Source organism: Psychrobacter sp. 1Y10 (assembly GCF_052259005.1).
GTDB classification, from domain to species: Bacteria; Pseudomonadota; Gammaproteobacteria; order Pseudomonadales; family Moraxellaceae; genus Psychrobacter; species Psychrobacter saeujeotis.
In genome coordinates this window covers 133,972-157,658 of the sequence record NZ_JBQQES010000005.1, presented here as the reverse complement: position 1 = coordinate 157,658, position 23,687 = coordinate 133,972, and the positions used below count along the sequence as shown (strand labels likewise).

Below are 23,687 nucleotides of genomic sequence, written 5' to 3'. Positions count from 1 at the left end.
AGCGTAAATTACGCACCAAGTTAGTGCTTAAGCTCTCTTGTTGACGCAAAGTAGTGCGCAATAAATTTATTTTCATATGAAGTATGGATGATGTAAAAGACACTTTTATCATAGAACATAAGACTTGTAAAAACAGCCGACTGTTACATGTGTCATTTGATACCCAGCAAAATAGTGGTAAGATATTCAGCCTCTATAAAACTTACTTTGTGTCTGTATATATAATAATGAAAGGTCTAATAATAGAGCTCTTATAAAACATCTTATCAATAGGTTAAAATCAGAATGATTCTAATGATCGATAATTACGACAGCTTTACATATAACATTGTACAGTACTTCGGTGAACTACAGCAGGACATCACCGTCTGGCGTAACGATCAGGCCACTATTGAACAAATCAAAACCCTAGCTCCTGATGTTATCGTCATCGGCCCTGGTCCGTGTGATCCAGATCGTGCTGGTATCTCTTTAGACGTTATTGATACTTTTAAAGGTGTTATTCCTATTTTGGGTATATGCCTAGGACATCAGGCCATTGGCCAAGCATTCGGCGGCCAAGTAGTCAAAGCTGGCGAAGTGATGCACGGACGTTTATCCGCTGTTCATCATACCCATAAAGGTATTTTTACTGATTTGCCTAACCCCTCGCAAGTTACGCGCTATCACTCTCTTGTCATTGATAAAGCAAGCTTACCGAATTGTTTAGAAGTAACTGCATGGACACAAAATCCGGATGGTAGCATTGAGGAGATCATGGGTATACGTCACAATATCTTTGCCATTGAAGGCGTTCAATTTCATCCTGAATCTATCTTAAGTGAAGCAGGATATCAGCTGCTTAATAACTTTTTACAGGCTCATAATTTGGCCGTATTGTCTGTAGATGAGTTGCCACAAGTGGGATAAATGTTGTCTAAGCTCATGTACGGAGCACTTTTGAAAAACATAAATTGACACGCCCAAAAAGCCAATTAAAACGAATATAAATATAAAAAAGTGAGACTTTAATGACCATTGATCAGTTACAGGAAGACTATAAACTAGCCGCCGATATGCCAGATGATATTATTCAATTATCTGACGAAGAGACGCATAAACTATTAACAACAGCATTAGGTAGAATCTTTCAGCACATTGATCTAACGTTTAATGAGATGTACAAAGTCATGCTGATTATCATGCAAGGCAGATGTAGCGATGCCATGATGGGGGCTATATTGACTGGTCTGCGCATGAAGGGTGAATCTATTGATGAGATTACCGCCTCGGCCAGCGCTATGCGTGCTTTGGCTGCCAATATAGACCCAAAAAACTGCGACTATTTGGTCGATATCGTCGGTACTGGCGGTGATGGTGCCAACTTATTCAACGTCTCTACCGCCTCAGCCCTCGTGGCTGCGGCAGCTGGCGCGCAAGTGGCTAAACACGGTAACCGCGGTGTGTCTACCAAATCTGGTAGCTCAGACTTATTAGAACAAGCAGGTATCAGCTTGGCACTTAGTCCTGAGCAAGCCAAACAATGTATAGAAAATGAAGGGATAGGCTTTTTGTTTGCGCCCAATCACCATAGTGCCATGCGTAATGCCAACCCAGTACGTCGTGAGCTAAAAGCACGGACGATATTTAATATTTTAGGCCCATTAACCAATCCTGCCAGCGTACCCAATCTGGTGATTGGCGTCTTTACCGCTGAGCTGTGTGAGCCTATCGCTAAGGTGATGAGAAACTTAGGCGCGCGTCATGTCATGGTGGTCGGTGCAAAGGACGGCCTAGATGAAATCAGCCTTGCGACCTCGACCACGGTTGCTGAGTTAAAAGACGGTGAAATATCAGTTTATGAGATGATGCCAGAAGATGCCGGTGTCGAGTCACAAACGCTCATTGGCCTTGATGTAGACTCACCAAAGCAAAGTCTTGAGCTGATACGCGCGGCCCTATCAGGCACCGATACCCACGACCGTGCAGTACTCAAAGCGCGTGATATGATTGCACTAAACGCAGGGGCAGCGATATATACGGCGGGACTTGCCAGCAACTACCCAAATGGTGTCAGCCGCGCGCAAAAGGTGATACAAAATGGTGACGCCTTAACCAAGCTTGAGTCTTTAGCACAATATACTCAGCAGCTGGCAGCCAACGCGTAACCAATGCAAGACTCTTTATCTAAAATAGTCAATCAGCCACTGCTGCTTATTTACCTTTAACGATAACTGGATACGAGCATGACCCACTCAGACATACCTTCAGTATTACAGCGAATTGTCGCAACCAAAGTAGAAGAAGTAAAAACGGCTCGTGAGGAACTATCGCTTACAGAGCTGCAAGCACAAGTAGCGGCTGATACGCGTCCGCGTCGCGGCTTTGCTCAGGCATTGCGCGCGGCCAGCACTAGCGAGAGTGGTATCGGCATCATCGCTGAAATCAAAAAAGCCTCTCCTTCTAAAGGCATCATCAATCACAACTTTGCCCCGGCTTTATTTGCCCAGCAATATGAGCATGCAGGTGCCAGTTGTCTGTCTGTTCTCACCGATCGTGATTACTTTCAAGGCCATGATAGCTACCTTATCGCCGCTGCTAATGCTGCAAGCCTGCCGATACTACGTAAAGACTTTATGATCGATGTGTACCAAATTTATCAATCCTACTTGTTGGGTGCTGACTGCATACTACTCATTATGGCCTGCCTTGATGATGAGCAAGCATATGAGCTGCATGCGCTCAGTATTGAGCTTGGTATGGATGTATTGATTGAGGTACACACCAAAGTCGAGCTTGAGCGCGCGCTTAAGTTACCATGCTCATCGCACAACATCTACGGGATTAACAATCGAGATCTCAACACTTTCGATGTTGACCTGCAAACCACACTCGATCTAAAAAACATCTTAATCGACGCATTAGCAGCTGATATTGATAGCACGTATAAACCGCTTATCGTCACTGAAAGCGGCATTCATAGCAGCACTGATATTCGCTTGATGTTAGATAACAATATCCAGCACTTTTTAATCGGTGAGCAGTTTATGAAAACCTATCATCCTGGACAAGCGTTACAATCCTTACTTGCAGGCGTCGCTACAGACGAGTAAAGTAACTAAAAATGACCCTCATATAAATTATCTAATCATTTCTCCATCAACCAACGTACACTAACTTTTATGTCAAACTCTCTATTTTCAAAAGAAATGCAGGATCAACTCAAAGAGCTAAAAGGCCAATTGAGTAAAGGACGCGATACCAACTCGCCTGAAGGTGAAAACCAAAAACCGACAGAACCTGTGTCACTGCCAACGCAAAAGCAGGTCAAAAAGACGGTCAAACAATTAGACAGTGAACATATCGACGATGATAAAGTACTGTTTATGCAAGCGATGCACGGTGTAAATCAGCTTGAAGACAAAAACGTACGCTCTCCTGCTAGTACAGCAAAAGCACGCAAACCTGATGCCACTACTCTATCAAAGCGCGCTGCTGCTCAAGGTGGTGAAGCAAGCGATCTAGGCGCAGGCTTGTCAGATATGCAAGCGCTGCTCAATCCGGTCGCTAGCGAAGCCTATTTATCTTATAAACAGCCGACTCTACAGAACAAGATTTTTGATCAGCTTAAAAAAGGTAAGCTGCGCTGGTATGACGCCGTAGACATTCATGGTTGCACCATCGAAGAAGCACGCGAAGCGATGACTCAGCTACTTAGCCAAGCCAAGCAAAAAAATGAAACCATGGTAAAAATCGTCCATGGCAAAGGTTCTGAGGCCATTCTAAAAACTTGCGTAAATGGCTGGCTACGACAGCTACCAGAAGTATTGGCCTTTTGCTCTGCCCCGCCCAAAGATGGCGGCAATGGCGCAGTGCTAGTATTGCTCAAAAAGCCTAAAGTCGATGGTGAATAAACCTTAGGGTAAAGTAAAAAAAGACTGCCAATAAGCAGTCTTTTTTTATACAAATGAGTATTTCTTGTGTTGCATATCTGCTGAATTTTAGTACAGTAATTTCAGTACAGTAATAAATAAAGTAAATCAATTATGAATATACAAACCATTGAAAATTCTGAGGAGCTAAAAAACCACATTAGCGCTTTGATAGTTATCGAACCAAGGTTCGCGGCCGCCTATGAGCAAGTTGGCGTGCCAAACCTTAGGCACAATGCAGGTGGGTTTAAGCAATTAATGAGAGCGATGGTTGGGCAACAGTTGTCAGTCACTGCCGCAGCCAGTATTTGGCAACGATTGGTTGATGCCAATTTGACAACTCCGCAAAAGATTACTAAAGCAACAGACGAGGCGTTACGAGAGCAAGGTTTATCTAAACAAAAAACCCGCTATGTCCGATCCTTGGTGGCGCACGATATAGATTTTGCGGCACTAGAAACCATGCCAAATGAGGCAGTAATAAAAGCGTTGACAGCCGTTACAGGTATCGGACGCTGGACGGCTGAGATGTATTTATTGTTTTCTCTAAAACGCGCCGATGTCCTCGCTGTCGATGATTTGGCGATTAAAGTTGCCGCGATGACACTATTGGATTTGCCTGAGAGGCCCACACCAAAACAACTAAACATACTCACGCAAGACTGGTCACCGCACCGTAGTGCGGCCAGTCTATTGCTTTGGTCGTATTACGGGTTGCTACGTAATAAAACTGCTATCCCATTATAAAACTGATGACTTATCTTCATAGCATTAATGGTATCAAATGTTGATAGCATCATAAGCAGTAGCGTAAACTTTACTTAAGGCTGATTCCATATAGAAAGACTAAAGTTCTTTTTAGCATGTTTAAATTTACGCTTTGCTAAAGCATAATTCTTGCTTTTGTGAGCTTTTCTTGCCTCAGCCTTTCTAGCTTTTTCTTTTTTCTTATTAGCTGCCTTGTCCTTTTTATTACTATCGACATCTTTGTCTAAACTAATAGCATCATCTTGCTTGCTATCGGTATCCGTCATAGTATCGACATCATTATTAGTATTGTTTCCATTTTCTAATGGTTCAGCAGATTTATTTTGACTGTCGCTATTTTCACTATTATTTTTTCCACCATCGTTATTTTCAATATCATTTTCCATATGATGTTCAAGCTCAGCTTGATTGACAATCAGCTGCTGCGTTGGTAGCGCATGCTCGACTTTATACTTTGCTACCTGATTGAGCACATCAACGAACACAACGTTTTGTTTATCATAGAATTCCATTACGTTATTCGCATTGATATATGCTTGTAGCTGAATGACGTAACAGTCTTGACGCAGCTCGGCAATATTTACCTGATTCCATTCTTGGTTGGTTAAGTAATGCTCATTTAAAAACTCATCTAAGTCTTTGGTCATCTTAAAGACCACATCAATATCAGCTGTACGTTTGAGATATAATTTATGATAAAACTGGAACATATCACGAGAAGTAAAGTTCTCAATTTGCATAGATGAAAAATCGCCATTAGGAACGGTCACAATCGTACGTGATAGCGTACGTACGCGCGATGAGCGAATACCGATATCAATTACCGTACCTTCATAAGTGCCAAACTTACAATAGTCACCTATCCGCACTGGCGAGTCCGCTACGACGACCACACTACCCACTAAGTTTTCAATGGTCTTTTGTGCACCAAGTGCTAATGCTAAACCACCAACCCCCAATGCGGCAATACCAGTCGTCAAATCAAAACCCAAATTGCCAAAAATGACAATAACAGCAAAGATAAGCAGCAAGGCTTTGACGACTTTTCGCAATAGTCCTAAGATAGAGACACGTTCAGTATAGTTTTTCTTATAGCTTAGGTTGACCGCGCGGGTAAAGATTGCATCGATGACTCGTAGCAGCAACCATGTTATCGCAAGCCAAGAAGCAATTTCGGTAAAACGGTTAACGGGTTCCCGTAGCGTTACCGACACGCCAGCATAGACCATCACTTCTGATAAAATCAATGCCATGATAACGACAGCCAGTGGCAAGATAACTTTGTCTGGTACAGGTAACGGGGTATTGCGTACACGCGGGTAAACAATTTTTAGTAAATGATACAATAGCCAAACCATGATATAAGTCAGCACAAAGCTACTAACAACCATAGTAAGGGCTGCAACCAAATCAGCCAATTGATAGCCAAATAGCTTTTTACCTTCTAATGACTCGATTGTATAGCGAGACACCAAAGTAGGCTCTGTGTTTTCTAATACTTCTGGTACAGAGCTCAGCGTCTCAGTAGAAAACTGCCAGTACTGCTCACCTTGCTTGGACACCACTCTTTCAAGTAACAACGGCACACTTTTTTCGCCAATACTGATACTGCCCACATTTTCTTGGCTTGGTGGCAACTGATCGGTTAGGTTACCTTCAGGGGTATTACTGATTTGTAAGTCAGGCTGAAAGCGTCCACCAGCATCGAGCGCTTGCTTGAACTCGCGTACTGCCGTCGTTGGATTATCAGATTTGGTTAGATTAAGATAATTACTGGCCAATAGATAATCGTTTTCGCCCAGTGCACTGATGAACCCTTGTACTGTATGGCGTGGTGTGTCGCGTCCAAATGAGTCTGGCAATGTTTGACGTACGGTCTCTTCACTACCAGTACTTACACCAAGCGCACCAGGTTCAGCAGCCATGACGCTATGAGGCATTATCGCGCTCAATATCATCAAGGCCAAAAGTACAATCATTGCCAATGGCATTTTAATTGATGACATCAATAGGGGTAATATAGTGTTAAAACTCAGATCACGCTTAATGAACAAAACCAACCTCTTAACTTTAGTAGTAGCACAACTGGTGATAATGGATAATATCTGCCGCTATCATAACAATTATTCATAAAATTAGTGGCTTTGATTGCACGTTTTCATAGTAATTTATATTTTTAATTCTTATTTATACTATGTCATCCTCATCTATTAAAGAGTTATAAAAATATTGCCGAAGTATTTGCATGAACTTCTCGCAGTGTATGGTGAAAAACATTCAACTTACCATGAGGAAACATTAGGTTTAAATGGTTTATAAAGTAATCGTTTTTATAGATAATAAGCGTTGTATAAGCTGTCCACTACTTTTTGTAACACTTCTTTCTCAATCTTTGCTTTCGTAACCTTGGAAATCATTATGTTATTATCACGCTCTTCTTCATCTACTTATCTACGTTGTAGTATTTTAAGCGTATTGGGCTTACTTTCTATAAATACAGCAATGGCTGTCACACCTGTCAGCCCTGAACTAGATACTGTCACTGATAATAATGAGCTGCCACAAGTTGAGCTTGATAAAATCGTCGTCACCGCCACGCGTACGCCTACTAAAACCAGTAACGTTATTGCTCAGACTCGGGTGATTAATAGCGAAGAGTTGCAGCGTTATCGAGGTCAAACTGTCACTGATGTACTAAAAAATCAGCCTGGTATCAATATTACCCAAAGTGGCGGCATGGGTACAGCCAGTAATTTTTATATGCGTGGCTTTGATAGTAAGCAAGTATTGGTGATTATCGATGGTATACGATATGGCTCTATCTCCTTAGGCAGCCCTTCTCTGAACTTGTTATCCGCAGACCAAATTGATCGCATCGAAATTTTATACGGTGCCTCTGGTTCTAGTATTTACGGTTCTGACGCCATGGGCGGTGTTATTCAAATTTTCACCAAGGGCAATAATGTAGAACAATCCAATGTTTCTACGACTGTTGGTTATGGTAGTAACAATCATTACCAAGTCGGTATAACAGGTCAGCTTAAAAATGACACTTCCTCATTAAGCTTGGGTGTCAGTCGCAATGAAACAGATGGGTTTAACGCTATTGCCAACTCTGACTCCTATGATTTCAACGCAGACGATGATGGCTTTAAATCTACCAATGCCAGTTTGGCATTGCAGCATAAGCTATCAGACTCGCTAAGCGCGGGAATAAGTGCCTTGTATACCGACTCTACCACTGATATTGACTCAGCAGGAAACGCGTTTCCAAATGCCTCTTCAGATCAAAAAAACGGCAGTGCAAATGCTTATCTTCAATACAAAACGCCTTTGACGGTCAGTAAGCTTAGCTATGGTCAAAGTATTGACAAGTCCACTTCTCATGATGCCAACTCTATTAATTATCAAGAAGGCAGTCAGTACGATACCACGCAAGAGCAAGCACGCTTAGAGACCAGTATTAACGCGCGACCTGGTACTGTGATTGTTGGCGCAGAATGGTTGTCACAGAAACTAGACGCATCAGATGTTTTGGATTTTTCAGGCTTCCCTGATCCTGCCGTGCAAACCACTTACAACCCTGACGATAGAACGGTCAAAAGTGCTTTTGTTGGTTATCAATTGTCAGAGTATTATTATGACCTGCAAGCCAACTATCGCTTAGATGACAACTCACAGTATGGTAATGAGAGCACCTACAATTTAGGCGCAGCTATACGCCCGTTGGCTGGCATGCGAATTGGTGCCAACTATGCCACTGGATTTCGTGCACCAACGTTTAATGACTTATACTGGCCTGGTTTTAGCAACCCCAATCTAAAGCCCGAAAAAACGGAGAACACAGAGGTATTCGTTGAATACGCTAATGAAGCTCAAACGTCACGACTGACAGGCTATTATACCGATGCAGAAGACCTGATTTCTAATGCGACAAATATCAGTGAAGCGAAAATCAAAGGATTGAGCTTGACCTCAGACTGGAATATGAATGCCTTCATATTTGGTCTCGGTTATGACTACTTAGACGCAAAGGACAAAACGGCAAATAGCGCCAGCTATAATCAACAGCTTGCCTATCGTCCTAAAAACAGCGGTATGGTTTATGTGGGTTATCAGCAACCTACGTTCGATGTTCGCCTTGAAGCCAAACATACTGATAATAGAGTCACGGCCGAAAACAATAAGCTTGATAGTTACACGTTGCTTAATTTGAGCGGCGCTGTTTATATCAATCCTAATCTTCGCGCTAACTTGCGTGTGGATAATATTACTGACGAGGACTATACCCTTGCCAGCCAATTCGGTAATGAATATGCCACAGAAGGCACCAGCTATTTCGGCTCTTTAACTTATGATTGGTACTAAACTGCTGGCAAATTAAAAAGCATTTATTAAGAATAAGAGAGGCCATCCAATGATGGTCTTTTTTTGTGCTGATCAAAAAAACAAGATTACTCATACCTTTACTGTCTAATATTTATGTTATCCAATAGGTGACAATCACGGATTCATCAATTACAATAACGACCTCCGAGAGGTGTTGCGCCATAATTATCGATTACTGCATTTGAGCTAAATTGCTTTGCAAATCATTTGTTATGTTAGGCTCGGTTAACTGTTCATTACCATTTTTGGTTATGAACAGCGCAAATAACGGCACCTGCGTTTTTATTCTTTTTATCTATTAACTGATAGGAGCATATTATGGACGCAGTGTCTAACATACCATCTGCCCATACGATCAACCCCTCTTTCACCGACTATAAAGTTGCTGACATCAGCCTTGCTGATTATGGTCGCCGTGAAATCACGCTAGCCGAAGCCGAAATGCCTGCCCTTATGGGTCTGCGTCGTCGCTACCAAGATGAGCAACCGCTTAAAGGCGCCAAAATCGCTGGCTGTATCCACATGACGATTCAGACTGCCGTTCTTATCGAGACATTAGTCGCGCTAGGTGCTGAAGTACGCTGGACTTCATGTAACATCTTCTCAACTCAAGACCATGCTGCTGCAGCTATTGCTGCTGCGGGTGTGCCTGTATTTGCTTGGAAAGGCGAAACAGAAGAAGAGTACGAATGGTGCTTGCGTCAACAAATCCACGTTGGCGGCGAAGAATCAGGTCAGCTTTGGGATGCTAACTTAATCTTGGATGATGGCGGCGATTTAACCGCGTTAATTCATAACGATTATGCCCAGATGCTTGATAACATCCACGGTATCTCAGAAGAGACCACCACTGGCGTGCATCGCTTGGTTGAGATGCTGGGTAAAGGCACGCTAAAAGTACCTGCAATCAACGTCAACGATGCGGTTACCAAGTCTAAAAACGACAACAAATATGGCTGCCGTCATAGCTTAAATGACGCTATCAAACGTGCTACTGACATGTTCCTTGCTGGTCGCCGCGCATTAGTTATCGGTTATGGCGATGTGGGTAAAGGCTCAACCCAAAGCTTACGCCAAGAAGGCATGATCGTACGAGTATCAGAAGTCGATCCTATCTGTGCTATGCAAGCCTGTATGGATGGCTACGAAGTATTGTCTCCGTATATCAATGGTGACAACACTGGCGGCGCGGATAACATCAACACTCGCCTGTTAGAAGATACTGATCTGATTGTTACCACGACTGGTAACTATCATGTTTGCGATAAACATATGCTAGCGGCGCTAAAGCCTGGTGCCGTCGTCTGTAACATCGGTCACTTTGACACCGAAATCGATACTCAGTTTATGCGTGACAACTGGCGCTGGGTTGAGATCAAACCACAAGTGCATCAAATTTTCCGCTCAGATGATGAAAACGATTATCTGATTTTGCTTGCCGAAGGTCGCCTAGTCAACTTAGGTAATGCCACAGGTCACCCATCACGCGTGATGGACGGCTCATTTGCCAACCAAGTATTAGCCCAAATGTATCTGTTCGAAGAAAGATTTGCTGAGCTTCCTGTTGATGAGCGCTTCGATAATTTATATGTCAAAGTATTGCCGAAAAAGCTTGACGAAGAAGTCGCTGCTGCGATGGTTGCAGGCTTTAACGGTACATTGACTAAGCTGACTGAGAAACAGGCTGAGTACTTAGGTGTTCCAGCTGAAGGTCCGTTTAAGCCTGATGCTTATAAATACTAAGGAGCGCGATTGTGAGTAAGCCTGCTTTTTCTTTTGAGTTTTTCCCAGCCAAAACTGAGCTGGGACACGAAAAGCTACTTAGTACTTATGATGAGCTCAATAAACTGTCGCCGAGCTACTTTTCGGTGACTTATGGTGCAGGTGGCTCGACTCGTAGCCGTACCTTAAATATTGTCCAAGCATTGTGCGCGCGCGGTGAGACTGATATTGCACCGCATATGTCTTGTATCGGTGACGACAAGGCCGAGATTGCTGAGCTTCTAACGCATTATAAGAGTCTAGGTATCACGCGGCTGGTCGCCCTACGCGGTGATTTACCGTCAGGTCAGGTCGGTATGGGTGAGCTACCGTTTGCGCTAGATTTGGTTAAGTTTATTCGTGAGCACTCAGGCGAGCATTTTCACATCGAAGTGGCTGCGTATCCTGAGATGCATCCGCAAGCGCGAAGCTTCGAGTTCGATGTTGATAATTTGGTCAATAAGTACCAAGCTGGTGCAAATGCTTCTATTACGCAGTTTTTTTACAATGCTGATAGCTATTTATATCTGCGAGATACCTTAGAAAAACGTGGTATCGATACTGCTGTTCAGCCGCTGGTTGCAGGTATCATGCCGATTACCAACTCAAGTAACCTCGTTCGCTTTGCCGATAGTTGTGGCGCTGATATTCCACGTTATGTGCGTAAACGGTTGGCTGACTTTGGCGATGACCGCACCGCTATTCGCGAGTTTGGTTTTGAGGTGGTTTATCGTTTGTGCGGGCGTCTTATCAATGAGGGCGTGCCAGCCATGCATTTTTATAGCATGAATAAAGTTGAGCCAAACAAGCGCTTAGTAGAAGCCTTGGGCCTTGTCTCTTAGTTCTTATAACAGATTATTTATCATAACTGGCGTTCTTCGGAGTGCCAGTTTTTTTATGCTAAATATAAAACATTCAAACCGTTATAACTTTATAAAAAAATTACTTTTATATTAAGCTCTATTTACTATAGAGATACTTTTATCTAAACAATATTTTGCTAAAATATATAAGAAATGAAATATTGTCGTTTAAATATAGGATTCAGTCATTTTGAGACGTTTTTTTTATGCTACTAGCAGTGATATTGATGCCAACTACCCTAAATTAAGTACTTTCTCCATTGGTACAGATATTGCCTTAACAGAAAGCATCGTACATCATTGGGGCCGCGTACTGCGTGCAAATGTCGGAGATAAAGGTATTTTATTTGATGGCTTTGGCGGCGAGTATCATGTAAAGCTGCAAAACATCGGCAAAAAAAACGCTACGGTGACGTTGTTGGCTCATACAGACAAAGATCGCAATGCTCCTATCCATACCAAAATAGGCTTGGTCATGAGTCGTGGAGATCGGATGGATTATGCGATTCAAAAGGCTACTGAGCTGGGTGTGACTGGTATTCAATTGTTAAGCAGTCATCATGGTGAGGTGAATCTCAAACCAGCGCAAGTAGATAAAAAGCTACTACACTGGCAGCAAGTAGCTATTGCCGCAAGCGAACAGTGCGGACTAAATCGGCCACCCCTTATTTTTGCTCCGATTTCTATTGACGACTGGCTGCAAGGCTTGGACACCAACGATACAGACTTACAAGTGATTGTTAGCTCTATTGTCTCCACGCTTAGCCAAGACCCTTACTATCAGATATTGCGACAACCAGCTGATCTACGTATGCAGCTTAGCGTACCGGCGCCAGATCAACCTGTCATGCCTGAGTCGTTGCCAACAGTACTGACACAAGCTTCACCTTATATTGAACTGTTGATTGGCCCTGAGGGTGGTCTTAGCGAGAATGAACGCCAGCAAGCCGCCAATTTTGGATTTGCACCTTGGCAAATTGGGACCAGAGTCTTACGTACCGAAACCGCCCCTGTTGTCGCTCTAGCCACATTACATGCGCTTCATTATTTGCACCAACGAAAAACATGAGTCCTCATCAAAAATAATCTTTAGTAGACAATTGTCTATATTCTATATACCATCGCTATCTTATGACTTTAATATAATATTAATATCCTTGCTTGACTATTGAGTCTCAATTATGACTACCTTTGCGCCCCTTTCACCATCAGTTAAGCAGCAACTAATGTCGGAGCTGTGCGAGCGTCTCGAAGACGCTGTATTTATTTTAGACGCCAATTTACGCTACCTGTCCATCAATCCTGCTTATGAGATAATGATTGGTTTTGAAGAGCCATACATGATTGGACGACCTCTTGGTATCTACGCTGCTGAGTTCTTATCAAAAAAAGAGCAGTCTATCTTAAAAGATATCTCCAATCGACTAGATGGTGAGGGTTTTTATGAAAATAACTTTGCTCTACTAAACCGTTATGGACGCACACTCAATTGTCATATATCTTATCGCAGGATTTATGTAGACAAAACTGTCTATTATATTGGAATGGTACGCGATATCTCCTCTGTCGTCGAAGACCAACAACAAGTTGCGCATCTACTCAATCATAATCAGTTAACAGGACTACCCAATCGTAAAGTATTTTTGAGTCAGACCAATGATGTCTTAATGGATAGCTTCCAAGAAGTAGTGATTATTCGAGCAAATATTGATCGTTATCGTATTTTGGTCAATAACCTTGGACAAGACAATGTTGATGAGCTTATAAAAGAGTTTGTTGCTAGAGTAAACGCCCTTGAGCTCAACCAGCTACTATGTTTTTCACACTTAGGCGGTGATGATTTTGGGCTATTGTTCGAGTTTAGTGATGCTCATCTAGTACGCCACGAGCTTGATAGCTTGATGCATATGTGCGAGCGACCATTTGTATTAAAAAATACCAGTATTTATTTACAGATATCGGTTGGGGTCAGTTATTATCCTAAAGACGGTAACCAGTTAAGCAGTTTGCTAAATAAAGCTGAAAAAGCGTTACATTATGCCAAAGAGCATGGCGGAGATGATGTCTGCTGGTATAACGACGAGATAAACCACGAATCAATCGACAGTTTGCAGTTAGAGACTGAGCTACGTGAAGCCATATCGGCCAAGCAGTTCGTGCCCTATTATCAGCCTAAAGTCACTTTAGAATCGGGCGCTATCGCTGGTTTTGAAGCACTCGTACGTTGGCAGCATCCTACGCGTGGATTGCTACAACCAAAAGATTTTATTGAAGCTATTATTAAGCACAAACTGTCATTTGATTTATTTTGTCAGATGGCTGTTCAAATCGCTGAGCAGCTTCGTATTTGGGAGTCGATGAATTTTACGCAACATGTCTGCATCAATGCCGATGCTGCAGAATTTAGCCATATTGAATTTTTTGACTTTGTAACCAATCTATTCACGCACCATTCTATTCAACCTCATCAGTTACATATTGAAGTTACTGAGTCATCTTTAATGCTGCGGCATGCAAGTGTTAAGCAACAGCTTATTGCGCTAAAAGAGCTGGGAGTCTGTTTGTCATTAGATGATTTTGGTACGGGTTACGCCTCTCTTAGTTACTTACAAGAGTACCCCTTCGACTTTATTAAAATTGACAAGAGCTTTATCGATAAAATAGTGAATAATCGTACTCAGTCTGCCATTGTTAAAGCTATTTTAGACTTGGCTACTGCTTTGGATATGAGCGCCGTCGCCGAAGGAATCGAGACTGAGCAGCAACGTGATTTGTTATTACAAATGGGCTGCGAGTATGGACAAGGTTACTGGTTTGGCCGCCCTGTCTCAGCTGACATAGCAACTAAAATGTTGAGTCATGCGTCTCTTCCAGACGCACGTTTCAATTAATTTAATCTATCACTACTACTATAGTGATTGGCTTATATAGCTTTTCTGTGTACCGTATTTAGCACTATTTTTTGTCCTTCAACGCTGATTATATAAAGGATGCAAGTTGGGTTGATGACTTATCAGTATTATAACCAAACTTGTATAATTTCTAGTGAACGCCTATCTTTTGAGGTGAATTTACTAATACAGTCATAATTCTTTTAGCATTTTTCAACGTTATATTATATGACCGATATCGTAGCCCTAAGTCTTTTGTGTAGGCAAATCTGATATCAGTAACATACTAACAGTCAAAATAACCACAAACCAAGTCGTTTGTTTGCTGTCGGTCATACCAAAAAAAAGGACAGGAAGTTATGCAGTACAAAGCCCCATTACGTGATATTCAATTCGTCATGCATGAGCTACTTGATAGCGAAAGCCACTATAAACGCTTACCAAAATTTCAAGAAGCTGATCGCGAGTTAATGGACAGTCTATTTGAGATGGCTGCAAGCTTTGCTGAAAATGAGTTGTCACCACTGAATCAAAGCGGCGATGCTGAAGGCTGTCATTTTGATAATGGCAAGGTCACCACCCCTAAAGGCTTTAAAGAAGCTTATCAACAGTACTGCGAGCTTGGCTTTCCTGCGCTTTCTGCTGAAGAAGAGTTTGGTGGTCAAAATATGCCATTTTCATTATCTACGGTCATCAATGAGATGGTAGGTACGGCTAACTGGTCATTCTCTATGTATCCTGGCTTATCTCATGGCGCTATCCAAACCATCGAGCATCATGGTACTGATAGCCAAAAAGACACGTATTTAGAAAAGATGGTCACTGGCGAATGGTCAGGCACCATGTGTTTGACTGAAGCACATGCAGGTTCTGACTTGGGTATTATTCGTACCAAAGCGCAGCCGAATGACGACGGCAGTTATAGCATCACTGGTCAAAAGATTTTCATCTCAGCCGGCGAGCATGATTTGGCTGAAAACATCATTCATATCGTCTTAGCGCGTCTACCAGGTGCACCTGCTGGCACTAAAGGCATCTCACTGTTTATCGTGCCAAAGATGATAGTTAATGAAGACAATAGCTTAGGCGAAAACAACAACGTTGTTTGCGGCTCTATCGAACATAAAATGGGTATCAAAGCCTCTGCCACTTGTGTAATGAACTTTGATAGTGCCAAAGGCTACTTGATTGGTCCTGAAAACCGTGGCCTACAGTGCATGTTTACCTTTATGAACGTGGCACGTATTGGTACTGCTGTTCAAGGCTTAACTGCTGCAGAATATGCGTTCCAAGGTTCATTGACTTATGCCAAAGATCGTTTAGCAATGCGTTCATTATCAGGTGTAAAAGCACCAGACAAAGTCGCTGATCCTATCATTGTACATCCAGCTGTTCGCAACATGCTATTGACTGAAAAAGCCTTTGCTGAAGGTGGCCGTGCGCTAGTATATTATCTCTCTCATTTTGCCGATACGGTCGCAAAAGGTGAAGGCGATGACCTAAAATTTGCTGACCAAATGCTGTCACTGTTGACGCCGATTGCTAAAGCGTTCTTAACCGAAACGGGTCTAGAGGCCGCCAATCATGGCGTACAAGTCTATGGTGGTCATGGCTTTATCAGTGAATGGGGTATGGAGCAAAACGTCCGTGACACCCGTATCGCTTGCCTGTACGAAGGTACCACTGAGATTCAAGCGCTTGATTTACTTGGTCGTAAAGTCTTAGGCTCACAAGGTAAGTTGCTGGCAAACTTTGTCGATATTATTCAGAAGTTCTGTGAAGAAAATAAAGACAATGATGAGATGGGACAGTTCATCCGTCCACTTGCCAGGCATCTAAAAGAATGGGGTGACTTGACTTCACGTATTGGTATGCAAGCCACTGAAAACCCAGACGCCGTTGGCGGTGCTGCCGTTGATTACATGTATTTTAGTGGCTATGTTACCCTTGCCTACTTATGGGCACGTATGGCACTTATTGCTCAAACTGAAATTAAAAATGGCAACAGTGAACATGCCTTCTATGATGCCAAGGTGAAGACAGCACAATTCTATTTTGCTAAGTTGTTACCGCGTACTACGACGCACGTACAGCGCATCAGTACAGGTGTTGAGCCATACATGACTATGAACGTTGATCAATTTGCTTTTTAGAATCGAGCTGTAATAGATTATATTACGATTAAATACTACTACTTTTGATCGACTGAGGATTTAGACGCGGTACCACTATCGGCAACATACTTAGGTGTGTTGCCGATTTTTTTGGTATTGGCTTGTTAATTTTTATTAAAATATCTAATTTATACTCCCTATGGATTCCATTTGGAGTATAATACTGAAATTAAGAGAGTTCATTGTAAGGATCATATGATGGCAAGCAAAAATACAACGCCTATTCGTGCTCGCGCAGGCGAGACAGAAAAGGTCACAATTAATCTTGGCTACGTAGATCTTGGGCAAGTAGATTTGATGGTGCAGGAAGGCTTCTATTCTAATCGCACGGATTTTATTCGCACTGCGATACGTAATCAGCTAACCATACATGCTGATGTGGTACGGCAAACCGTGGCTCGTAAAACCTTAGAGTTAGGACTACGTCATTACACACGCGCCGATCTTGAAGCCGTTCAAGAGCGTAATGAAAAATTACATATTCAAGTATTGGGTCTGGCGACCATCGCCGCCGATGTAACTCCAGAACTGGTGGAAGCCACTATTGAAAGCATTACCGTATTAGGCGTCCTGCAGGCAAGCCCAGAGATAAAAGCAGTTTTGGCTAACAAAATGGTTTAAGCATCTGCTTTTACTATCTCCCCCAAATTTTATAGATATATCAAGGAAAATAGCCAATGAATTTTTCAAAATTTAATATGACACCGCCGCATCTCAAAGAAGCAATGGAACTTATGAAATCTGGTCAGCTAAAAGAAGCCACCATTGCCATTCAAAAGAACTTAAGTGGGGCAGCACCAGCCAGCCATACCGACAAAAACCCTATTAAAGATGTGACGCCTATCAAGGATGTGGCGCCTGATGTAACATCTGATGTGCCAATGTCACAAGATCGCACGTCCCCGACAGACAAGCCAACAGGCACTGATGAGCTATTTAGTAAGCTGCCTGATAAATTGCAAGATTTTACAGATAAAATGAAGCATTTTAAGCTGGACTTGCCATCAGTTATGGATATAAGTGCCTTACGTACTGGGGTCAGTACACATAGTGAGCCGTTCATTCCTGACAATGCACAGTTTCTCAAAGGCAACCTGAAGTCGTCTCAAGGCAGTCACGACTACCGGCTATATATTCCCTCAAACTATGCGCAAGCGGTGGAAGACGGCCTACGCTTACCTTTAATAGTCATGCTCCACGGCTGTACGCAATCACCAGAAGATTTTGCAGTAGGTACACGTATGAATGAATTGGCAGAAAAGCATCGTTGCCTGATCGTCTACCCTTCTCAGCCAGCTTCTGCTAACCCCAATCGCTGTTGGAACTGGTTTAAACCTTCTGATCAACAACAAGGTAAAGGCGAGCCTGCATGGCTTGCAGCCTTGACTACATCCATTATTGAGGATTACGCAGTGGACTCATCACGGGTGTATATTGCAGGGCTATCTGCAGGCGCTGCAATGGCTGTGATTATGGCAGAGAACTATCCTAAGATGTATGCTGCAGTTGGCGTTCATTCAGGGTTGGCTTATCGCAGTGCCACCGATTTGCCGTCTGCAATGATGACGATGCGACAAGGCGGTTCTGCTCCTTTAAAACCTGCAAGTAATAATAAATTCGTTCCAATGATTGTGTTTCATGGTGATCAGGATCATACGGTAAGTATTCGTAATGGCGAGCAGGTCTTTGAGCAAGCAAAGCAGCGCTTACAAGCGCAAGAAACTGGTTTAACCACTCACCAACATAAGCAATGTTCTGAGCAAAACTGTCGTAGTACTCAGTTAGAGATTCGTGACAGTAAAGGAGTTAGCCAGTTAGAATATTGGAAAATCCACGGTGCTGGGCATAGCTGGGCGGGCGGCAATAGCGCCGGGTCTTACACTGACCCTAAAGGACCAGATGCATCAAAAGAGATGCTGCGGTTTTTCTTTAATCAATAATTATAATTGGTTTAATATACAAACATTGCACCAGACTGGTATGAACTTTTTGTAGCCTTTGTCAGTGTAGACACAGCAGGAAAGAAAATTAATACCAGTCGAGAAGCTTCACATAACGTAGCAACTTCTTAGTTGAGCACTACAATAGCAGTAGTCAACTTTTGGTGTACGCACTATTCACTAAGAGATACACAAGCTTAGCCACTAATTTGCTAAACTTTACTGACTATCTCAGACTCTAACTTAATAAAAACCATTGCATTATTTGCCATGACGGTTAAAGAACATCATGATAAATATAAGCAAATATGTATATAACTTTATTAATCTTAAACCAAAGGAATGTTTATGGCTGTTTATAATGCCCCTCTAACTGACATGCGTTTTATATTAACCGATGTCTTTAAGGCGCCTGAGTTTTGGCAAAACAATGACAACTTATCTCATGTCGACATGGAAACAGTCGATATGATTTTAGAAGAAATGGCCAAATTAAGTAAAAACGTTCTGTTGCCTATCAATCGTACTGGCGACGAAGAAGGCGCGACTTATCATGGTGATGGCGTCGTCACTACCCCTAAAGGCTTTAAAGAAGCTTATCAGCAATATGCTGAGTCAGGTTGGGTCGGACTTGGCGGTAATCCTGAGTACGGTGGCCAAGGTTTTCCAAAAATGGTTACTATGCTTACCGAAGAGATGCTTTTTACCACCAACCAGTCATTTACGCTCTACCCCAACCTAACAGTTGGTGCAACCTTGTGTCTTAACGCGGCGGGCTCAGAAGAGCAAAAGCAGACATATTTAGAAAAAATGTATTCAGGTGAATGGTCAGGTACTATGTGTTTAACCGAACCGCATGCAGGTACTGATTTAGGTATTATCAAAACCAAAGCCATACCAAATGACGACGGTAGCTATAATATCTCTGGTACCAAAATCTTTATCACTGGCGGTGAACACGACTTAACTGAGAATATCGTTCATCTAGTATTGGCTAAAACCCCAAATGCGCCAGAAGGCTCAAAAGGTATCTCTTTATTCGTTGTACCAAAATTTTTAGTCAATGATGATGGCAGCTTAGGCGAACGTAATACCTTATCAGCTGGCTCAATCGAGCATAAAATGGGTATCAAAGCTTCAGCCACTTGTGTCATGAACTTTGACGATGCCAAGGGCTGGATGGTTGGTGCTGAGAATACTGGTTTATCGTCAATGTTCATTATGATGAACTATGAGCGCGTAACGATGGGTCTGCAAGGACTTGGCGGTACTGAGCTTGCTTATCAAAATGCAGCGCTTTATGCGTTTGAACGCGCTCAAGGTCGTAGTGATACTCAACTACAAAGTCCAGAAAAACCAGCCGATGCTATCGTTCATCATGCCGATGTGCGCCGTATGCTATTGAATGCTAAAGCCAATAGTGAGGCATCACGCTGTTTTGCGATGTATGTTGCAAAACAACTCGATACTGAAAAATTCAGCACAGATCCTGAAGCAGCTCAAGCCGCTGCTGCACGTGTGGCCTTACTAACGCCGATCGCAAAAGCCTTCTTAACTGATAAAGCATTAGAAGCTACTATCGATTGCCAGCAAGTCTTTGGTGGTCATGGTTATGTCCGCGAATGGGGCATGGAGCAAATCGTACGTGATACGCGTATCGCCCAGATTTATGAGGGTGCAAACGGTATTCAAGCACTTGATCTGTTAGGCCGTAAAGTCGCTCGTAATGATGGTAAATATATTGCTCATTTTTTAGGCGAAATCCGTGATTATGTTAGTACGATGCAAGTTGATCATGGCATCAAGCAAGCGACATTAGATGCTGCTGATACCGTTGAAGAGCTGACTAAAACAGTATTAACCAATATTGGCTCTCGTAAAAATGAGATTAATGGCTGCGCGGTTGATTACATGCATGCGGTCGGCTACCTATGCTACTCATACATGTTTGCCTTGATGGTTGAAGCGTCTAACGGTAAAGATGGCGAGTTTTATACCAATAAAGCCAAGCTTGCTGATTACTTTGTTGGTCGCGTTTTACCGCGCATCGATGCCCATGCACAGATGGTCAAAGCTGGTAGTGATCCGATGATGAACTTTGATTTAGACTATTTTAACGTACCTGCCAGCTAAACAAAGTTTATAGAATTGATAGTTATTTAATTATCGATATATTCATTAATGAGAAAGGACAGTATAATTACTGTCCTTTTTTTTGCCAAAACTATATTTAAAACAACTGCTAACAAAATAACTAAACATGACCTTGCACTTCCGATTAAAATAACCTGCATTGGCTATCAACTTAACACCGATATTTGTATCTAACACTCAACAAATATATCAATACAAACTCTCTGTATAACCGCTAAAAATAGTACCTCATAATCCCTATCACAACTGTCAAAACAGTAGCACATCAACCAACAGAACAATAACGATAAAGAGTACGCTGTGTCAGAGATAAAACGCATTTTACAACAAATTACCGCCTTAAGTGACGTGCCAGAGCCATCTGTACTTCGGCGTTTAATTGATGAGCTACGGGTCACTGAAAACGAGCCTGCACTTGCCAATCAAAACATCCAAACCCTTATCGACATTTTGCGTCAGCATCCAGAATATAGTGATGGTCTTGCAAGCTTTGTACTAAAACTCATTATCCAATATCGTCAAATCTCCCTATATACTGATACTGGTATCATGTCAGATGAGGGGTTTTTTAGTAGCTTACGCCGCTTGCTTGGTCATCGGTTCTTACCGCTCCTGCCCCAAGATGATTCTGTCGTTGAATTGGTCGGTTATCTGTTCTATAAACGTCAAGATGAGCGCTGGCTTGCTCACATCGAAAAAGACAAATGGGAAGCGTTGGTTGATCTACTTAATGTTAAAGAAGAGCATTTATACTTAGTAGCGACCGCCAAAAACAGTATTTTAAATGCGATAGTCATTTTATCCTACCGTATTAGCGGTATTGGTCTGCATCCTGACTTAATGGAAGCTTATCCGCAGATTTTGAACTATTCTGCATCTTTTGTTGCTCAAAACCAAGAAGCCGTATTGTTTGTCAATCAGTATCGACAAGCGCATGAGCTTGACACTTTAACGGACATTACGCCTGAACATGCGGTCAATCCTGCTCCGCTACTGGTCATGCTTGAGCAATGTGAAGATATCGTTGCAACGGTACGCAAACGCATCTATAAAACTGGTATCTCCATTCGCTTGACCAATATGATGTTACGACTTGATCAAAGCTTACAACGCATGCGTATCTTAACGGAGCTGGTGGCTGATAGCGGTCAGAATCGCGACAAAGCGGTAATCAACCTGATTCAAACTCTCATTACCACTGCCAATCGTCGTTATAGTATCGGCTACCTAATCGATAACAATACTAAGCTGTTATCACGTAAAGTCACTGAAAACGCCAGCCGCGTGGGTGAGCACTATATCAGCACAGACAAAGCTGGTTATCAAAAAATGTTCAAAAAAGCGTCCATTGGTGGGTTTTTTATTGCCTTTATGGCTACTATTAAAATCTTAGCCTATCATTTGGCCCTTGCACCAATGGGCCGAGCCTTTATAAACAGCATGATCTATGGCTTAGGTTTTGTTTTTATTCATATTGTTCATGGTACTGTGGCAACTAAGCAGCCAGCGATGACTGCTGCCGCTATTGCCTCAACCATATCAGAGGGCTCAGGTAAAAAATCACACCAGCTGACGAAGTTATCGGAGCTAGTAGTCGATATCTTGCGCACCCAGTTTATCGCTATCATGGGTAATATCATGCTAGCGATTCCTGTTGCATTGATCATCTCTTTTGCATGGTTACAATATACAGGTGCGCCGATGATTGATACCGAAAAAGCGGGGCACCTACTTCATGATCTAGACCCTTTTCGATCGCTAGCACTGCCTCATGCGGCCATCGCTGGGGTATATCTGTTTTTATCCGGTCTTATTGCAGGCTACTATGACAATTTGGCGGTTTACAATAAAATTGGCGCTCGCATTAATAGGCATTGGCTACTTCAGCGTTTATTACCCAAAAGATGGCTTCGACGCTTGAGCGGCTTTATAGAGGCCAATCTTGGCGCTATCATGGGCAATTTTTTATTCGGCGTATTTTTAGGTAGCACGGCGACCATTGGTTATTTATTTGGTTTACCGATTGATATTCGTCATATTGCATTTGCGTCTGCCAATTTGGCTCATGGACTGTTCAATATGTCAGCGGCTCAGATAAGTTGGGATGTGGTTTTGATCTCTATTCTTGGCGTCGCACTTATCGGTATCGTCAACTTAATGGTCAGTTTTTCCTTGGCACTTCTAGTCGCCTTACGATCAAAAGAAGTCCGCTTTTTTGAGTGGCGTAGACTATCCAAGCTTGTTTTTGGACATATTGTCAGTCATCCATCTGACTTTTTTTGGCCGCGTGACAAACCGATGAAGTATGCCCGTATTGATAGTCAAGGTCATATGATATTTGATGATACTGCCGGACAAAAAGGCGGTAAACCATTACCCAGTAATTATGTGATACGGCGCTTATCTGATGTCAAAATCATACCTAACTCAGTCTCTGTTGACGCAAAAGGTGAACGAACAACCACAGACATATATTATGAAAATCAGTCTCAAGATCATGGACAGGAGGGTGCTGTAGATAAGAACGTGACTAGAAAGGTTGTCGACCTTGATGATGGATTAGTAGACGAAGAGCTAAATAGCGTGCCTTACTATAGTGATATTCAATATGATAAGACCACCAAAACACTAGGGGACGTTAATAGTAACAAAACCAGCAATCATGATAAAAACGCTGATAACAAGGCTACAGGGGATGCAAAAACGCCCTTGCCGAAACCTAAAAAACCGCCCAAACTGCCTAATTAATAGGGCAGTTTTGGGAGCTTTATACCTGGTCAACTGCTGATATTACTGCTGATAAGAGGTCTAACAATGTTTTCTTGATACTTCATTG

The 23,687-nt window shown here is 42.4% G+C and carries 16 protein-coding genes; 15 read left to right on the top strand and 1 reads right to left on the bottom strand.

The window, feature by feature from the left end:
* Positions 1-285: 285 nt before the first annotated feature.
* From ACTXGH_RS08515 to ACTXGH_RS08495, 5 genes are all read left to right on the top strand, one after another.
* Positions 286-909, top strand: coding sequence for an anthranilate synthase component II (locus tag ACTXGH_RS08515; protein ID WP_439261504.1), 624 nt, complete (start codon positions 286-288; stop codon positions 907-909).
* Between the two features lie 146 nt (positions 910-1,055).
* Entirely contained in the window at positions 1,056-2,147 is a 1,092-nt protein-coding gene (trpD, locus tag ACTXGH_RS08510; protein ID WP_439296336.1) for an anthranilate phosphoribosyltransferase, read from the top strand.
* Positions 2,148-2,225: 78 nt separating this feature from the next.
* Positions 2,226-3,092 carry an indole-3-glycerol phosphate synthase TrpC gene (gene trpC, locus ACTXGH_RS08505; RefSeq protein WP_439296249.1) on the top strand — a complete coding sequence of 289 codons (867 nt, stop codon included), beginning with the start codon at positions 2,226-2,228 and terminating at the stop codon, positions 3,090-3,092.
* Between the two features lie 69 nt (positions 3,093-3,161).
* Positions 3,162-3,893 carry a Smr/MutS family protein gene (locus ACTXGH_RS08500; RefSeq protein ID WP_299220268.1) on the top strand — a complete coding sequence of 244 codons (732 nt, stop codon included), beginning with the start codon at positions 3,162-3,164 and terminating at the stop codon, positions 3,891-3,893.
* A gap of 132 nt (positions 3,894-4,025) precedes the next feature.
* Positions 4,026-4,658, top strand: coding sequence for a DNA-3-methyladenine glycosylase family protein (locus tag ACTXGH_RS08495; protein ID WP_439296250.1), 633 nt, complete (start codon positions 4,026-4,028; stop codon positions 4,656-4,658).
* A gap of 74 nt (positions 4,659-4,732) precedes the next feature.
* Here ACTXGH_RS08495 and ACTXGH_RS08490 read toward each other — a convergent pair whose 3' ends face one another.
* Positions 4,733-6,685, bottom strand: a complete 1,953-nt coding sequence (locus ACTXGH_RS08490; protein WP_439296251.1) for a mechanosensitive ion channel family protein — start codon at positions 6,683-6,685, stop codon at positions 4,733-4,735.
* A 412-nt stretch (positions 6,686-7,097) separates the two neighbouring features.
* Between ACTXGH_RS08490 and ACTXGH_RS08485 the strand changes: the two genes are divergently transcribed.
* The 10 genes from ACTXGH_RS08485 to ACTXGH_RS08440 all read left to right on the top strand — a co-directional run bounded on the left by ACTXGH_RS08485 (position 7,098) and on the right by ACTXGH_RS08440 (position 23,599).
* Positions 7,098-9,047: a TonB-dependent receptor gene (locus ACTXGH_RS08485; RefSeq protein ID WP_439296252.1), complete on the top strand. Its 1,950-nt coding sequence runs from the start codon at positions 7,098-7,100 to the stop codon at positions 9,045-9,047.
* 339 nt (positions 9,048-9,386) lie between these two features.
* Entirely contained in the window at positions 9,387-10,811 is a 1,425-nt protein-coding gene (gene ahcY / locus ACTXGH_RS08480) for an adenosylhomocysteinase (protein ID WP_439261510.1), read from the top strand.
* A gap of 11 nt (positions 10,812-10,822) precedes the next feature.
* On the top strand, positions 10,823-11,671 hold the full coding sequence (locus ACTXGH_RS08475; RefSeq protein WP_439296253.1) for a methylenetetrahydrofolate reductase: 849 nt from the start codon (positions 10,823-10,825) through the stop codon (positions 11,669-11,671).
* A 211-nt stretch (positions 11,672-11,882) separates the two neighbouring features.
* Entirely contained in the window at positions 11,883-12,761 is an 879-nt protein-coding gene (locus tag ACTXGH_RS08470) for a 16S rRNA (uracil(1498)-N(3))-methyltransferase (protein ID WP_439296254.1), read from the top strand.
* A 112-nt stretch (positions 12,762-12,873) separates the two neighbouring features.
* Entirely contained in the window at positions 12,874-14,583 is a 1,710-nt protein-coding gene (locus ACTXGH_RS08465; protein ID WP_439296255.1) for a putative bifunctional diguanylate cyclase/phosphodiesterase, read from the top strand.
* Between the two features lie 359 nt (positions 14,584-14,942).
* Positions 14,943-16,736 carry an acyl-CoA dehydrogenase C-terminal domain-containing protein gene (locus ACTXGH_RS08460; protein ID WP_439296256.1) on the top strand — a complete coding sequence of 598 codons (1,794 nt, stop codon included), beginning with the start codon at positions 14,943-14,945 and terminating at the stop codon, positions 16,734-16,736.
* Positions 16,737-16,952: 216 nt separating this feature from the next.
* On the top strand, positions 16,953-17,378 hold the full coding sequence (locus ACTXGH_RS08455) for a hypothetical protein (RefSeq protein WP_439296257.1): 426 nt from the start codon (positions 16,953-16,955) through the stop codon (positions 17,376-17,378).
* 56 nt (positions 17,379-17,434) lie between these two features.
* Positions 17,435-18,697, top strand: coding sequence for an extracellular catalytic domain type 1 short-chain-length polyhydroxyalkanoate depolymerase (locus tag ACTXGH_RS08450; RefSeq protein ID WP_439261516.1), 1,263 nt, complete (start codon positions 17,435-17,437; stop codon positions 18,695-18,697).
* Positions 18,698-19,045: 348 nt separating this feature from the next.
* A complete protein-coding gene (locus tag ACTXGH_RS08445) occupies positions 19,046-20,830 on the top strand; it encodes an acyl-CoA dehydrogenase C-terminal domain-containing protein (RefSeq protein WP_439261517.1) in 1,785 nt (594 codons plus the stop codon).
* A gap of 321 nt (positions 20,831-21,151) precedes the next feature.
* Positions 21,152-23,599, top strand: coding sequence for a site-specific recombinase (locus ACTXGH_RS08440; protein ID WP_439296258.1), 2,448 nt, complete (start codon positions 21,152-21,154; stop codon positions 23,597-23,599).
* Positions 23,600-23,687: the final 88 nt, after the last annotated feature.

Excerpts from the sequence above, each read along its gene's own strand:
- ACTXGH_RS08465 (WP_439296255.1), top strand. The coding sequence starts at position 12,874 with ATGACTACCTTTGCGCCCCTTTCACCATCAGTTAAGCAGCAACTAATG.
- ACTXGH_RS08500 (WP_299220268.1), top strand. The coding sequence starts at position 3,162 with ATGTCAAACTCTCTATTTTCAAAAGAAATGCAGGATCAACTCAAAGAG.
- trpD (WP_439296336.1), top strand. The coding sequence starts at position 1,056 with ATGCCAGATGATATTATTCAATTATCTGACGAAGAGACGCATAAACTA.
- ACTXGH_RS08450 (WP_439261516.1), top strand. The coding sequence starts at position 17,435 with ATGAATTTTTCAAAATTTAATATGACACCGCCGCATCTCAAAGAAGCA.
- ACTXGH_RS08495 (WP_439296250.1), top strand. The coding sequence starts at position 4,026 with ATGAATATACAAACCATTGAAAATTCTGAGGAGCTAAAAAACCACATT.
- trpC (WP_439296249.1), top strand. The coding sequence starts at position 2,226 with ATGACCCACTCAGACATACCTTCAGTATTACAGCGAATTGTCGCAACC.
- ahcY (WP_439261510.1), top strand. The coding sequence starts at position 9,387 with ATGGACGCAGTGTCTAACATACCATCTGCCCATACGATCAACCCCTCT.
- ACTXGH_RS08485 (WP_439296252.1), top strand. The coding sequence starts at position 7,098 with ATGTTATTATCACGCTCTTCTTCATCTACTTATCTACGTTGTAGTATT.
- ACTXGH_RS08490 (WP_439296251.1), bottom strand. The coding sequence starts at position 6,685 with ATGTCATCAATTAAAATGCCATTGGCAATGATTGTACTTTTGGCCTTG.
- ACTXGH_RS08515 (WP_439261504.1), top strand. The coding sequence starts at position 286 with ATGATTCTAATGATCGATAATTACGACAGCTTTACATATAACATTGTA.
- ACTXGH_RS08460 (WP_439296256.1), top strand. The coding sequence starts at position 14,943 with ATGCAGTACAAAGCCCCATTACGTGATATTCAATTCGTCATGCATGAG.
- ACTXGH_RS08455 (WP_439296257.1), top strand. The coding sequence starts at position 16,953 with ATGATGGCAAGCAAAAATACAACGCCTATTCGTGCTCGCGCAGGCGAG.
- ACTXGH_RS08445 (WP_439261517.1), top strand. The coding sequence starts at position 19,046 with ATGGCTGTTTATAATGCCCCTCTAACTGACATGCGTTTTATATTAACC.